This window comes from Xanthomonas sp. LMG 12459 (assembly GCF_009192905.1).
GTDB lineage: Bacteria > Pseudomonadota > Gammaproteobacteria > Xanthomonadales > Xanthomonadaceae > Xanthomonas_A > Xanthomonas_A sontii.
Window position 1 is genome coordinate 1 of record NZ_NSGT01000073.1, and the last position, 14462, is coordinate 14462.

Below are 14462 nucleotides of genomic sequence, written 5' to 3' on the forward strand. Positions count from 1 at the left end.
TCTATCTGCGACACTTGTCATGCATTAGATTCATTATATCATGACGATATTCCCCCGCAGCCAGCGAGGATCTACACGCGTAAGATCGTCGGCAGCGTCAGATGTTAATAAGAGACAGATGTAGGTCTCGTCGTGCTTGGCCAGCACGTCCTCGGCGACGAACACGCCGTCGTGCATACTGCCGGTGGCCACCACCGCCTGGCCCTCGCGGAACAGGTCGGGCAGGATCCGGTCGTAGCGCACGGTCAGTTGCGCATCGCCGTCGGTGACCCGGAAGTGCGACTGCAGCGAACCGGGTGCGCGCTGGAACGAGCCTTTCTCGACCATGCCGCCGAGGCGGAAGCGCGCGTGCGCGCCGGTCTTGCCGGCCAGCACTTCGGCCGGGGTGTACAGGTAGGCGGCATTGCGCTGCAGGGCCATCGCCACCAGGGTGGTGGTCAGGCCGGCGGCCAGCACCAGCAGCATCAGCCACAGCAGGCGGCGCTTGCGCTGCGGATTCATCGGCTCAACTCCAGCGGCGGCGCCGGTTCGGCCTTGGCCTGGCGCTTGCGTTGCGCGCGCAGCCGTGCCGCCCGCAGCGCGTTGCGCACCTGCAGCCGCGCCAGCACGAAATCGGCCAGCAGCACCCCGGCGAACACCGCATAGGCGCCGACCACATACGGCAGGTAGTTCATCCGCGTGCCTCCGCCAGTTGCGTCACCCAGTCCTTGCCGGCCTCGCGGCGCAGGTTGTCAGCGCGCGCGCGCGCCAGCAGCGAGCCGGCGAACCAGAACTTGGTCGCGGCCACCATCAGCCACAGCGGCGGCAGCATGCTCGGGTCCATGCTGGACTGGCCGAACAGTCGGATGGTCTGGCCCTGGTGCAGCGAGTTCCACCACACCACCGAATAGCGGATCACCGGCAGCAGCACCACGCCGACGATGGCCAGCAAGCCGGCCGCGCGTGCGGCGGTGCGCCGGTCCTCGATGGCCAGGTACAGGCCCATCACGCCGATGTACAGGAACAGCAGGATCAGCTCGGTGGTCAGGCGCGGGTCCCAGTCCCACCAGGCGCCCCACATCGGCTTGCCCCAGATGCTGCCGGTCAGCAGGGTGATCAGGGTGAAGGCGGCGCCGATCGGCGCGCAGGCCATCGCCAGGATCTCGCACAGCTTGATCCGCCAGACCTGGGCGATGGCCGCGTACACGGCCATCAGGCCGAACACGAACAGGCTCATCCAGGCGCTGGGCACATGGATGTAGAGGATGCGGAAGGCGTCGCTCTGCAGGCGGTCGGCCGGGACCACGAACAGGGCCTGCCAGATGCCCACGCCGGCCAGCAGCAGCGCCGCCAGGTAGCACCACGGCGTCCAGCGCGCAGCGAAGCGATCGAAGGTCGGCGGCGAACCGAGTTGGTGGAACCAGCGGACGAGAGAGGCCATGCGGACGATTCTAGCTGGCGGAAGGCGGGCTTCGATGCGACAACATTCGATGCGACAACGACGGAACGGCGAGGGAACACTGCGCTTGCATGGTACGGCCGCCGCCGCGCCGGCGCTGCCCCAAAAGGCTCAGCTCAGCGAGATGCGGATCGCCGCGGCCGCCGCCAACGGCGCCAGCACCAGGCCCGCGACCAGACCCGCGGCCAGCAACAGCAGGCCGCCGGCCGGATCCAGGCCCTGCGCCGCCGCCGCCACGCTGCCGGCGCCGAACACCAGCACCGGCACGTACAGCGGCAGGGCCAGCAGCGCGACCAGGATGCCGGCGCGCTTCATGCCCACCGTCAGCGCCGCGACCACCGCGCCGAGCAGGCTCAGCAGCGGGGTCCCCAGCGCCAACGATGCCAGCAGCACCGGCATGCGGTCATGTGGCAGGTGCAGCAATTCGCCGAGCAGCGGGGCGGCCACGATCAGCGGCAAGGCGGTGGTGACCCAGTGCAGCAGCACCCGCACCAGCACCAGCCAGGCCAGCGGCACCGGCGCCAGCAGCCATTGCTCCAGCGAGCCGTCCTCGGCATCGCTGCGGAACAGACTGTCCAGCGCCAGCAGGCCGGCCAGCAGCACCGCCAGCCATAGCGCGGCGCCGGCCACCTCGCCGAGCAGGCGCGGCTGGTTGCCGAGCGCCAGCGCGAACAGGGCCACGATCAGCAGGGCGAACAGCGCCGGCTGCAGTGCGTCGCCGCGGCGCCGCCACAGCAGGCGCAGGTCGCGCAGCAGCAGCGCCCGGGTGGCCTGCCACAGCGAAGGAACGGGCGTGGCCAGGCTCATGCGGCGACTCCGCTCAAGGTCAGCATGCGCGTGCGCACGGGGGGGGCGGCATAGGCGCCATGGGTGGTGACCAGGGCCGCGCCGCCGCTGCGCAGGTGCGCGGCGATCATGCGGTTGACCAGGGTGATGCCGTCCAGGTCGAGGTTGGCGTAGGGCTCGTCGAGCAGCCACAGCGGCGCCGGCGACAGCCACATCCGCGCCAGCGCCAGGCGCTTCTTCTGCCCGGCCGACAACTGCCGCACCAGGGTGTCCTCGTAGCCGGCCAGGCCGACGATGGCCAGCGCGCTGCCGGGCATCTGCTTGGCGCGGCGCCCCTGCAGGCCGCACAGGTAGTGCAGGTTCTCCAGGGTGCTCAGGTCGGCCTTCAGCGCGCCCAGGTGGCCCAGGTAGGCCATGAAGCGGGCGCGGTCGCCGCGCCGCACCGGGTGGCCATCGATCTCGATGCGCCCGGCCTCGGCGCGCAGCAGGCCGACCAGCACCCGCAGCAGGGTGGTCTTGCCAGCGCCGTTGTCGCCCTGCACCAGCAGCGCTTCGCCGGCATCCAGGTGGAAGTCCAGCGGACCGAACACCGCGGCGTCGTCGCGGGCGAACGTGAGCCCGTGCGCGGCCAGTAGCGGTGGGGCGGTGTACAGCGGATCGGTCATCGGCGAAGGCCGCGGCGGATGGCGCGGCGGCGGGCGGCAAGGGAAGGCGCGCATTGTATCGGCATGCGGGCGTCCGGCGGATGCCGGCGTCGGCCACACGCGGCGATGCGCATGCGCTGCGTCAGTGGAGCGGCGGCGTCTAGGGCGCATCGCCGGCAAGCGGCTTTGCGTACACTCGGCGTTTTCCCGCTGCCCGCAGATCCCCCGCATGCATCCGCAGACCAAGCTGCCCAAGGTGGGCACCACCATCTTCACCGTGATGTCGCAACTGGCCGCCGAGCACGGCGCGGTCAACCTGGGCCAGGGCTTTCCCGATTTCCCGGTGCCGCCGCGGCTGATCGAGGCGCTGGACCGGGCGATGCGCGACGGCCACAACCAGTACCCGCCGATGACAGGCGTGCCGGCGCTGCGCCAGGCGATCGCCGAGAAGGCGCTGCGCTGCTACGGCGCCCAGGTCGATGCCGACACCGAGGTCACCGTCACCAGCGGCGCCACCGAGGCGCTGTTCAACGCCATCCACGCCGTGGTACGCCCGGGCGAGGAGGTGATCGTGCTGGACCCGGCCTACGACAGCTACGAGCCGGCGATCGACCTGGCCGGCGCGCGTGCGGTGCACGTGCCGCTGGACCCGCACACGTTCGCGGTGGACTGGGAGCGCGTACGTGCGGCGATCACCCCGCGCACCCGCCTGCTGATGCTCAACAGCCCGCACAACCCGTCCGGGGCCATGTTCGGCGCCGATGACCTGCAGGCGGTGGCCGAGCTGCTGCGCGGCAGCGACATCTTCCTGATCTCCGACGAGGTCTACGAGCACATCGTGTTCGACGGCCGCCGCCACGAGTCGGTGCTGCGCTGGCCGGAACTGCGCGAGCGCGCCTTCGTCGTCTCCAGCTTCGGCAAGACCTATCACTGCACCGGCTGGAAGATCGGCTACGCGATCGCGCCGCCGGCGCTCAGCGCCGAGTTCCGCAAGGTCCACCAGTACAACACCTTCGCCAGCTTCGGCCCGGCCCAGCACGCCTTCGCCGCGATGATCCGTGAGGAGCCCGAGCACGACGAACAGCTCGGCGCGTTCTACCAGGCCAAGCGCGACCGCTTCCGCGAACAATTGCTGGGCACCCGGCTGACGCCGCTGCCGGTGCCGGGCGGCTACTTCCAGCTGGTGGACTATTCGGCGGTCAGCGACCTGCCCGACACCGAGTTCGTGAAGTGGCTGACCATCGAGAAGGGCGTGGCGGCGATCCCGCTGTCGCCGTTCTACCAGGACCCGCCGCCCGCCCAGCGCCTTGCCAGGCTGTGCTTCGCCAAGAACGAGGCGACGCTGGATGCGGCGATCGAGCGCTTGCGCGCGCTGTAGCGCGCGTAAGCGCCGGGATTCGGGAATGGGGAATGGTGAAATCTCGCCGATGCGCTTAGCCTTTACCCATTCCCTATTCCCCTTTCCCGATTCCCTGCTATGAACGATTTGAGGATCTCGCTGGTCCAGGGCGATACCCGCTGGCACGATCCGGCCGGCAACCGCGCGCATTACGCCGAACTGCTGGCGCCGCTGGCCGGCGTCACCGACCTGGTGATCCTGCCGGAGACCTTCACCAGCGGCTTCTCCAACGATGCGCTGGCGCAGGCCGAGGACATGGACGGGCCGACCGTGGCGTGGATTCGCGAGCAGGCGGCACGGCTGGGCGCGGCGGTGACCGGCAGCGTGCAGTTGCGCGTGCCCGGCGCCGATGGCGAGGCCAAGGTGTTCAACCGCCTGCTGTGGGCCACGCCGGACGGCGCGTTGCAGCATTACGACAAGCGTCATCTGTTCCGCTACGGCAACGAACACCTGCGCTATGCCGCCGGGCACGAACGCCTGTGCGTGGAGTGGAAGGGCTGGCGGATCAATCCGCAGGTCTGCTACGACCTGCGCTTCCCGGTGTTCTGCCGCAACCGCTACGACGTCGAGCGCCCGGGTCAGCTGGATTTCGATCTGCAGCTGTTCGTCGCCAACTGGCCGTCGGCGCGCGCCTACGCCTGGCGTACGCTGCTGCGCGCGCGCGCGATCGAGAACCTGTGCTTCGTGGCCGCGGTCAACCGCGTCGGCGTGGACGGCAACGACCTGCACTATGCCGGCGACAGTGCGGTGATCGATTTCCTCGGCCAGCCGCAACTGGAGATCCGCGAGCGCGAACAGGTCGCCACCACCACCATCTCCGCCGCCGCACTGGCCGCGCACCGCGCGCGCTTCCCGGCCATGCTCGATGCGGATGCCTTCAGTCTGGACGACTAGCCTGCGGCTCCAGTGACGCCGGAAAGCTCATCGTGCTATTTCCGAAGACGCCTGTCGTAGGAGCCGCTTCAGCCGCGACGGGCTTTCCCGGTAACCCCTGTCGCGGCGGATTCCGAAAGCGCGGCAATAGCCCCTCCCGCAGCATGTTGCGGCAAGCGTGGCGGGCGCATTGTGGGAGGGACTTCAGTCCCGACGCATTACGCCATCAGCAAGTGCTTCGCACGTCCCCGCTGCATGCGCGTTGACGCCTACAAAGCACCGAGGCAATCAGGTCGGGTCGCCGCAAACGAGTCTGGAGATGTTGGCGCCGGCCTCGCGTCCTGCCTGCGCTCCCACCAAGCCGGGGCCGACCGTCCCTGCCGCGAGTGGAAATGCCTGCTGAACGCGCGCGCGATACCCCCGCAACCTTGTCGCGGCCGCGACAAACCCATTGCTACCCTCGTGCCTTGTCCACCCACCGGGAATGCCCACATGATCAAGTCGCTCTCTCTGCTCGCACTGCTGGGTGCGGCCGCGCTCGCGCCGCAGGCCCAGGCCGCCGGCAACATCGATTGCAAGCTGTCCTTCAACCTGTCCGGCTGGTCGGTGTTCTACAAGACCGCCAAGGGCACCGGCACCATCACCTGCAACGACGGCGCGGTGATCCCGGTCAAGATCAGCAGCAAGGGCGGTGGCCTGACGGTCGGCAAGTCGAAGATCGTCGGTGGCCGCGGCACCTTCACCGGCGCCTATAGCCTCAACGATCTGTTCGGCACCTATGCCGCCGCCGAAGCGCATGCCGGCGTGGTCAAGTCCAGCACCGCACAGGTCGTCACCAAGGGCGATATCTCGCTGGCCCTGGCCGGCACGGGCGAGGGCGTCGATCTGGGCGTCAACGTCGGCAACTTCGTGATCGAGCGCCGCAAGTAAGGCTTGCTCTGTGCCTGCCCCGCCCGCAGCCGCGCGCGGGGCAGGCGCTGTTTTATCCGGCGGTCACGACGATCGACGCGAGGCTGGCCAGGGCGAGGGTGAGCAGGAGGAGGTTTTTACGTGACATGCGGAGTTTTCGGCAGGGATGAAGTTTTTTGCTTGGGCGATGCGCTGCTCGAGATGGCAAGCGTCAGATAGCGGCCGTAGCGGCAGGTTCGATGCGTTGTCCGAACACGGTGTGCGAGGATGCCAGGGCCATGAATTCCTGCACGGGTAATGGCCGGCTGAAATGGTAGCCTTGACCGATGTCGCATCTGATGCTGCGCATGCGCGCCGCGTCCTCTTCGGTTTCGATGCCCTCGGCGACCACGCGCATTCCCATGCCGTGCGCCAGCCGAACGATGCCCTCCAGCGTTTCGAACACATGCGTGGTCAGCCGCGAGCGCCGGACCATCTGATGGTCGATCTTCAGGATGTTGAAAGGCGCCATGCACAGACGGTGGATCGAAGATCCCCCGGTGCCGAAATCGTCGATGGCGCAATCGATTCCATTGAGTCGCCAGTGGGCCACGGCGCCGGCGATGTGGCGGTCGCAGTGATCCATTCCGTCCTCAGTCACCTCGATGGCGAAATGGTGGGGGACGCCTCCCGAACGAATCAGGCGTTGGACGATGCAGTCCGCCCAGCTCGCCGAGACGAGACGGGTGGCGGATACGTTGATCGACAGTTTCAGCGTTGATGGCAAGGACAGCGAGCTGCTGACGCTGGCCACCGTGTCGATCAACTGGCCGATCAACTCCTCCCCCAGGTCGCATTCCTCCAGGAGAGAGAGGAAATGGTTCGGGCCAAGCACGCCCAATGTCGGGTGCTGCCATCGCACCAGCGCTTCTGCGCCCGCCATGGCGCCGGTGGTGAGGCAGTAACTCGGCTGCAGGAAGGCGGAAATCTCTCCAGTGCGGTAGGCGGCGTGGACATCGTCGGCGGTGATGCGCTGAGCGGTATTCTCGATGAGCTGGCCATCGTTATCGATGGTCGTCGACGGGTTTGCGCGGTACAGCATGTCGGTGAAGTCGAACAGCCGCAGCGCCTCTCCGGCGAAGACCAATTGCATCAGCCCGCCGTCGCGTTGCTGCGCATATTCATGGATTGCGCTCTGGAAGCGCATGTCCGTCACTCCACCGACGATGACATGTCCGCTGAAATGGCTGTCGGCCAGGGCATCGATCAATTGCAGGGCCGATGCGCCCTGCAAGCGCGCCGACGTCACCACCAGATCGATCGGCGTGGTGCGCATCCGTTCGAGCAGTTGGTCGTTGTTGCTTGCGCTATGGACCTTTGCCACGCCCAGCCGTTGCAGCAGCTTGCCGACGTAGGAACTCCGCAGTTCGCTGTCGTATGCGATCAAGGCATTGCGGATGTTGAAGAACGGAACATGTGCGCTTTTGTTCATGACAGCCTCATCGGTGGCGTGTGGGCGGCAACGCGGGAACCCGGCTCTTGCCGAGAATCTCAGCTTGTCTGCAGATCGCGGCGGCGGTAATGGCGCGTGCCTCAAGCGCGGATGGGCGCGCGCCCAAAGACGCAAGTGCGCGCGATGCGGCATACGGCAAGGCGTGGACGCGAGCCGGACAGCGCCGAAAGGCCGGATTTTTGCTGCGTTGGCGAGCGAGATGGCGCTGAGCTATCCTGCGGCCATTCGCCTGCCCGCGGCGTCGCAGGGCGTTCCGAGAGCCGAGATGCCGCAAAAATTACTTGCCAGAACTGGACGACACTACCGGCGCATCCTCTACGGGTCGGCGACCGCGCTTTCGCTGTCCATCGTCACCGCTGCCTGGCTGTTTTGCAGCGGTATCATCAATCAGTATCGCGAAAAGCAAGTCGCGCAGTTCGTCAAGGACAGCGAGGAAGTGCAGACTCAGGTGGATCAGTTGTCGGCGCGGCTGATCCAATTCGCCGATGTCTACGAAGGCGTATGGAATCTACGGCAGAACGATACCGTCCCCGTGCAGCGCTATGCGCGCAAGTTGGCCGACGGACACGGCTTCGCCCAGACCACGGACGACCTGACCGCGACCCCTTTTACGCTGGCGAGCGTGTTGACCGGTGCGGGCGATACCGAGCGGCTGGCAACGGCGATGCGGGTGGTCCGCGATATCTCTGCGGCACCTTCCATCGACGCCAGAAAGGCCGGCGTGACTCTGGAGGGGTTCCTGTATGCGCCCGACGGCAGTTTTCTGGCCGCGTCTCCCGTGCTGGGCACGGCAGCGTTGGACAGTGCGCGCCGCCAGGGCGCCGATGCCTTCATTCGCCAGCGCATCGCCGCGGTGGAGCGCCTTGTGGCGTCGACGCCGACGCAAGTCCTGCGCAAATACAGATTGTTGTGGCGCCCAGCCGATGCCAGCGACGGGCAAACTTCCGTGTCGCAACTCATCGTGCCGATGTTCCACGATGGCAAGCGGGTCTTCACTGTCGCGTTGTCGCTGCCGGATCGGCAGTTCATGCAGTTCTTCCTGCGCAGGGAAGTCCGGCGCCCGGGGTTCTTCCTGCTGAACAAGGAGGGTCAGCTGAACCTCCGCGATCCTCCGCAAGATCCGGACCAGGCGGCGTTGCTGGCTCGGGTTCTTGCACAAGCGGCGCAGTTCCGCGGAGTTTCCGGCGAGCCGATCACCCTGTACCGGAACGATATTTTCCTGGTGGCCCAGCGCATCGGTGGTCCGGACTGGATCGCGGTCTACGCATATACCTGGAGCGACGTGCTGGCGAATCTTCAGTACGAATTCTTCACCGGTGCGCTTGTGTGCCTGCTGGCGCTCGTCCTGATGTGGGTAACCGTCATCTATTTCGATCTCAGGGTGACCAGGCCGCTGCTCAGCAGCGCCGAGAAGCTGATCGAGGCCGAACACTTCAGCAAGGCGATCATCGACACCTTGCCGATCGGCATCGGCATTTACGCGCCGGGGACCGAGTCGGTGATGCTGGAGAACGGCGTTGCCAAACGCATGCTTGGCGACCGCAGCGAGGACTTCTACCGACACGTCATGCGCGAGCGCAGCGCGCAATCGGTGCCCGGCGCGCAGCATTCGTTCATCGAGGTGCAGTGGGACATCGCCGAGGGTCAGAGCAGCTACATCGGCGTGGCGTCGTCGCAGACCCGCTTCGACGGCCGCTCGGTGGTGTTGCTGGGGCTGGTCGACATCAACGAGCGCAAAGCCAACGAAATGCTGTTGATAGAAGCCAAGCAGACCGCCGACGAAGCGAACCGGGCCAAGTCGATGTTCCTGGCGATCGTCAGCCATGAGATCCGCACGCCGTTGCATGGCGCGATGGGTCACCTGGAACTGCTGGCGCGCAGCCCACTGGGATTGGTGCAGTGCGAATGGGTGGACATGATCCGCCGCTCGTTCGACGCCTTGCTCACTCTGGTCAACGATCTGCTCGATTCGACCAAGCTCGAGGCCAACGCGCTGAAGATCAATCCAGTACCGATGTCGCCTAACGATGTGCTGGAGCGTTGCGCGCGCAGTTTCGGCGCGTCGATCCTGCAGAGCGGCGTCGCTTTCTACTGCGTGACGGACCCGGAGCTGGATGCCGTGATGCAGGGCGACGACCAGCGCTTGGCGCAGATCCTGCAAAATCTGCTGGGCAATGCGGCCAAGTTCACCGAGCGTGGCTCGGTCATGATCTCTTCGCGCTGTCTCAAGCTACAGGACGACACGGTGTGGGCGCGTTTCGAGGTCGCCGATACGGGCATCGGGATTCCCGCCTCGATGCAGTCGGCGATCTTCAACCCGCTGGCGCAGGCCGACGACAGCATCAGTCGCCGTTTCGGCGGTACCGGATTGGGTTTGTTCCTGTGCCGCAATCTTTCGCGCTTGATGGGCGGGCGCATCAGCGTCAGCAGCGAACCCGGTGCGGGGAGCGTGTTCCGGGTCGACCTGCCGTTCAAACGCAAAGCGCGCGCGCTTCCTGCCGACTCGCACGCGCTGGAGGGAATCACGGTGGATCTGGTGTGCGCGCAGCCGGCATGGCGGGACATGCTCGCCGAGCGGTTGCGCCGCTGGGGCGCAGCCCTGTACGACGAGAACGCGCAACCGGCGCGCTTGCACATCCGGGTGCTGGCGCAGGCCGATGGCGGCGTCTTGAACGCTGCCGACCTGAGCGCGGTGCCGGCGCTGGGCACCGTATTCGTGACCGCAAAGGGGCCGTTGGTGCCGCATCGCCACGAAACGCGGGTCGAGGTCAGTTCACTGAGCCGCGAAGGATTGCTCGACGCCATGAGCGCACTGACCGGTATCACTTCCCGCCCCGCCGAACGCTATGCGGGGGGGCTCGCCGAGGAGGTGGTCGAACAGGATCTGGACATCCTGGTGGCCGAAGACGATGCGGTGAACCGTACGCTGATCAAGCACCAACTTGCCGCGTTGGGATGCCGCCGCGTGCGGGTGGCCGTCGATGGAATGGAGGCGCTGACGCTGTGGCTCGAGCGCCGCGCCGATCTGGTCATCACCGATCTGGGCATGCCGCAACTGGATGGCGTCGGCCTGCTGCGGAAGTTGCGCGATTTCGATCCGGGAGCGCGGATCGTAGCCACCTCCGCGTCGGCCGCGGCGGAGATCAGCGCCGATACCGAGCAGTTTTCCGATCTGCTGCAAAAGCCTGTGTCGTTGAACGACTTGCGCCGTGTCCTGAGGAGCACGATGCTCGTCCGCAATTCCTCCGAGGTTTCCGAGGGCGGCCGGGAACCTCCTTCGGACGAACTGCTGGATGCCTTGCTGTGGCAGGCGCTCCGGTCCGAGTGGGACGCGGAGCGGCAATCGATCGAGGAGGCGCTGGTCTTGCAGGATCTGGAATTGTTGCGTCGGCGCCTACACCGTCTGCAGGGCGCTTTGATGGCGTTGGGGGCGGACGATCTGTTGGCGGAACTGCAAGTAGTGCAGGAGCTCTGCCCGAGCGCGGATTGGGCTGTGCTGTCGGCGCGTTGCCGGCAGTTGCTTATGCATGTGGAGCAATCGCTGCGTTGAAGCGGCCGACGACGCGGCCGAAGTGACGCCGATTGGCGCTTGGCTCCCACGTTGAGTCAGTCCAGTCATCGCAGGTGGCGTCGCCGACGCGGTCGTGTCCGGGCGATGTCTCCGATGATGAGGGCGCGCGCGCTGCGTTCTGCCTGACACTCCCTGAGCCTGTTGGAACCGCACATGCGGAAGCGCAAACGCGATCAGTGCATGATGCTCGACGCATAGCGCTGGATGGACGGCACGAGCCGGTTCGCCTTGGCGGCTGCGCAGCCGTTTTGTCAGCCGCTTTAGATGGCCCCGGGCATGCGCCGCCAGTCGCTGGCGGTGCAGGTCGAGCCGGCTGACGCGGAGTGTGCCCAGGCACGATCGCTGGCACAAGACGTTCGCATACGTCAGGGGCAAGAGCCGCGCCCGCTCTCATCGGCCAGGGCAACGCCGGTTAGCGTCCGACGCAAAGGGCCATGAAAAAGCATCGAACTGGACATGACCACGCTGTTCTGATCCCGCAAGGGATTCCGTCCCGTTGCCGTGCCGTTGGTGCAGCGAAACGATGGCTGGCTCAATCGATTCCGACGCGCGACCCACGATGATGGCGGTCCGCCCAGAACCTCGGCGGAGCTTCACTTGGTCGTCCTTCCCATCCTCTCGCTCGACAAAGCCGCATCTGTTCTTCAACGTCCATGACGCGCGCTAGACGCCCTGACTGTCCAACTCGCGCAGCAGCGCGGCCAGTTCGACGTCGTTCTTGGCGCCCAGCTTCTTCATCGCCGCGATCTTCTGGTTGCTGATGGTCTTGGGGCTGCGCTTGAGCCGATCGGCGATCTCGCTCAGCGATAGCCCATCGGCGGTCATTCGCGCCACGGTGGCTTCCTTTGCGGAGAGCGCGTCCATTCCGATGGCCCCGTTCTTGCGGTAATGCGTTGTCAGCAGCGCTGCCGACAGCGAACCGGGGACATAGAGGCGGCCGCTGGCGACTTCCTGCACCGCCGCGGCCAGGTTGCCGAAATCCGCGCGGCTCTTGCCGATGAAACCGGAGGCGCCCAGTTGCAGCGCCGCCGAGACGATCGAGGGTGCGGTGTGCGCGCTGAGCACCAGCAATCGCATCTGTGGCGCCAGCCGGCGCAGGCGCTGCAGCAGATGCAGCCCGTCGGCTTGCGGGTCGCTTTCGAATTCATAGTCGCACAGCAGCACATCCACCGGCTGTTTGACGAGCTCACGCAGCAACTGGCCGATGCCGTCGCAACTGAAGAGCAGGTCGATGCCCGGCGTGTTCTTCAGCACGCTGGTCACGCCGAGCAGCACGATCGGGTGGTCGTCGGCGATACCGACTCTGATCCTGTCCATTGTTGGGTCCTGTTGCCGCTGCCGTCATGCGCGATGTTATTCGCCGAATCATACGTCAGCTTCGCCATTCATCGGTGGCGAAACTGAGATTGAAGCCGCATGGCGTCTGTGCTGTCGGCTGAATCTTTCGATGCCAGAGACCGGATTTTGGGTATTGGCTCGTGCATGACTGGGGGTTTCCCCGTCTTGCCCTTGTCGAAGAAGTGTCAGTTTTCTTCTGTCGATCGTCATGCCGAACGTGCGGTTTTGGGCATTCGCCCATGTGTGGAATGGGGTTTTCCCATCGTGTCCTTGTCGAAGACGTTCTAAATTTTTTCTGGCGGGCGCAATGCCGAATGCGCGGTTTGGGGCATTCGCTCATGCACGGGATGAGGCTTCCCCGTCGTTGCTGCGCCAACAAAATTCTAACTTTCTCTGCTCTATAAATTACAGGTGGTCCGAAATGAATAGGGTATTCAGGGTTGTGTGGAATCGCACTATCGGTGCATGGGTGATTGCGTCGGAACTGGCGAAGAGTAGGTCGAAAGGCCAAGGTGCCAAGTCTAAAGAATCTGTCGCTGCCTGCTTGCTCGTTGCGATCCTGTTGGCGACGTTCGGCGTCAGTGGTGAGGCGATGGCCGCCCAGGTGGAGGCCGGTGGGATGTTCCGGGTGTTGGGTTGTCAGTCTTGGAGCAAGAATCCTTATTGTCAGGTTGACGCGTATAAGGCAATTGCGGTTGGCGACGCTGCGAATGCCTGGTCCTCGGCTGCAGACGCGTTTGGGATCAATGCCAAGACCTCCAGCGGCGATGAGACTGCGACCAATGACGATGGGACTGCGATCGCGGAGGGCTATAACGCGAGCGCCGCCGGTAAGGGGGAAGGTGCGTACTCCGCGGCGACCGAGGGGCGAGCCTGGGCGCTTGACGATACGGCTGCAGCGTTGAATGAAAATAGCCTAGTAACAGGTGCCGGTATTGTTGGGAGTGGCCATTCCATTGCGACTGGCTATCAAGTTGAGGCCACCGGCGATGACGCTTCCGCCTTCGGTGTGCGCTCCTCGGCGAGCGGGATACGCGGAGTGGCGATCGGCAATCGTGCGGAAGCGCAAGATACGAATAGCGTGGCAGTAGGCACCGGCACTAGTGGTGTATTGGCAGGCGGAGAGTCCTCGATCGCGCTTGGTATTAATTTGAGGGCGACCGCGCGAGGTGCCATCGCGGTCGGCGATGCTGTCGTTTCCTCGGGCGTCGGTGCCATCGGGATCGGCAGCTATTCCAATTTTGAGGCGCATAACAAGGCACAGGGTGACAATTCCATCGCCATAGGCAACGACGCCAATGCCATCGTAGATGATTCGGTGGCGCTCGGTAAGTCAGCGGTGGCCGGCAATTCCCAAAGCGGTGCCAGTGCCGATGTGGCGCTTGGCAGTGCAGCCAACGCGACCGGCGGCAAGAGCCTGGCGCTGGGCGTGAATGCGACGGCCACAGGTGCCAACAGTGCTGCGATTGGGTCGTCGGCGGCCGTGTACGGCAGTGATGCGATGGCACTGGGCAGTCGCGCGGTGGCGGGCGACGAGAAAAACAAGAGCGACGACAACAACATAGCGCTGGGCTACGCCGCCAATGCCCATGGCGGAGCCAGCCTCGCCATGGGCTACACGGCTAGATCCACAGCCGCCAGCGGCATCGCCATCGGCAATGCCGCTGATGCCAGCGGCGAGAAAAGCATCGCCATGGGCTACGCCGCCAATGCCAATGGCGGAGCCAGCATCGCCATGGGCTACACGGCTAAATCCACAGCCTCCAGCGGCATCGCCATCGGCAATGCCGCTGATGCCAGCGGCGAGAAAAGCATCGCCATGGGCTACGGGGCCACTTCCGCAGGCGGTAACGGCACCGCCATTGGCTACGGGGCCACTTCCGCAGGCGGCAACGGCACCGCCATCGGCAAATTCGCCCATGCCGACGACGACAACAGCCTGGCGCTGGGTGCAGGCGCAGCGGCGGCGCAGGCCGGCGCCGTGGCGCTGGGCAGCGGCAGCAGCCACGCCG

The 14462-nt window shown here is 65.7% G+C and carries 12 protein-coding genes; 5 read left to right on the top strand and 7 right to left on the bottom strand.

Annotation, left to right across the window (positions count from 1 at the left end; all coding sequences use genetic code 11):
• Positions 1-33: 33 nt before the first annotated feature.
• From ccmE to ccmA, 5 genes are all read right to left on the bottom strand, one after another.
• Entirely contained in the window at positions 34-501 is a 468-nt protein-coding gene (gene ccmE, locus CEK65_RS15530) for a cytochrome c maturation protein CcmE (RefSeq protein WP_343192916.1), read from the bottom strand.
• Positions 498-674: a heme exporter protein CcmD gene (locus CEK65_RS15535; protein ID WP_010343776.1), complete on the bottom strand. Its 177-nt coding sequence runs from the start codon at positions 672-674 to the stop codon at positions 498-500. Before CEK65_RS15535 ends, ccmE begins: the two co-directional genes overlap by 4 nt.
• Positions 671-1420, bottom strand: coding sequence for a heme ABC transporter permease CcmC (gene ccmC, locus CEK65_RS15540; protein WP_010343777.1), 750 nt, complete (start codon positions 1418-1420; stop codon positions 671-673). The genes CEK65_RS15535 and ccmC overlap by 4 nt, the downstream gene beginning before the upstream one ends.
• Positions 1421-1549: 129 nt before the next feature.
• Positions 1550-2245, bottom strand: a complete 696-nt coding sequence (gene ccmB, locus CEK65_RS15545; RefSeq protein WP_017907306.1) for a heme exporter protein CcmB — start codon at positions 2243-2245, stop codon at positions 1550-1552.
• On the bottom strand, positions 2242-2889 hold the full coding sequence (ccmA, locus tag CEK65_RS15550; protein WP_017907305.1) for a heme ABC exporter ATP-binding protein CcmA: 648 nt from the start codon (positions 2887-2889) through the stop codon (positions 2242-2244). The genes ccmB and ccmA overlap by 4 nt, the downstream gene beginning before the upstream one ends.
• 208 nt (positions 2890-3097) lie before the next feature.
• On the opposite strand from ccmA, the gene CEK65_RS15555 reads away from it, so the two are divergent.
• The 3 genes from CEK65_RS15555 to CEK65_RS15565 all read left to right on the top strand — a co-directional run bounded on the left by CEK65_RS15555 (position 3098) and on the right by CEK65_RS15565 (position 6070).
• Entirely contained in the window at positions 3098-4246 is a 1149-nt protein-coding gene (locus tag CEK65_RS15555; protein ID WP_150409040.1) for a pyridoxal phosphate-dependent aminotransferase, read from the top strand.
• 99 nt (positions 4247-4345) lie between these two features.
• On the top strand, positions 4346-5161 hold the full coding sequence (locus tag CEK65_RS15560; RefSeq protein WP_017907303.1) for an amidohydrolase: 816 nt from the start codon (positions 4346-4348) through the stop codon (positions 5159-5161).
• 471 nt (positions 5162-5632) lie between these two features.
• On the top strand, positions 5633-6070 hold the full coding sequence (locus CEK65_RS15565; protein WP_017914143.1) for a hypothetical protein: 438 nt from the start codon (positions 5633-5635) through the stop codon (positions 6068-6070).
• Positions 6071-6260: 190 nt separating this feature from the next.
• On the opposite strand, the gene CEK65_RS15570 is transcribed toward CEK65_RS15565, so the two are convergent.
• Positions 6261-7520, bottom strand: a complete 1260-nt coding sequence (locus CEK65_RS15570; RefSeq protein WP_150409039.1) for an EAL domain-containing protein — start codon at positions 7518-7520, stop codon at positions 6261-6263.
• Between the two features lie 220 nt (positions 7521-7740).
• Here CEK65_RS15570 and CEK65_RS15575 point away from each other — a divergent pair, with 220 nt between their 5' ends.
• A complete protein-coding gene (locus CEK65_RS15575; protein ID WP_152182264.1) occupies positions 7741-11091 on the top strand; it encodes an ATP-binding protein in 3351 nt (1116 codons plus the stop codon).
• 684 nt (positions 11092-11775) lie between these two features.
• Here the strand turns inward: CEK65_RS15575 and CEK65_RS15580 are convergent.
• A complete protein-coding gene (locus CEK65_RS15580; protein WP_017915652.1) occupies positions 11776-12429 on the bottom strand; it encodes a response regulator transcription factor in 654 nt (217 codons plus the stop codon).
• A 442-nt stretch (positions 12430-12871) separates the two neighbouring features.
• Between CEK65_RS15580 and CEK65_RS15585 the strand changes: the two genes are divergently transcribed.
• Positions 12872-14462 (top strand): ESPR-type extended signal peptide-containing protein (locus CEK65_RS15585; RefSeq protein ID WP_255424534.1); only part of this gene is annotated, 1591 nt, incomplete at its 3' end.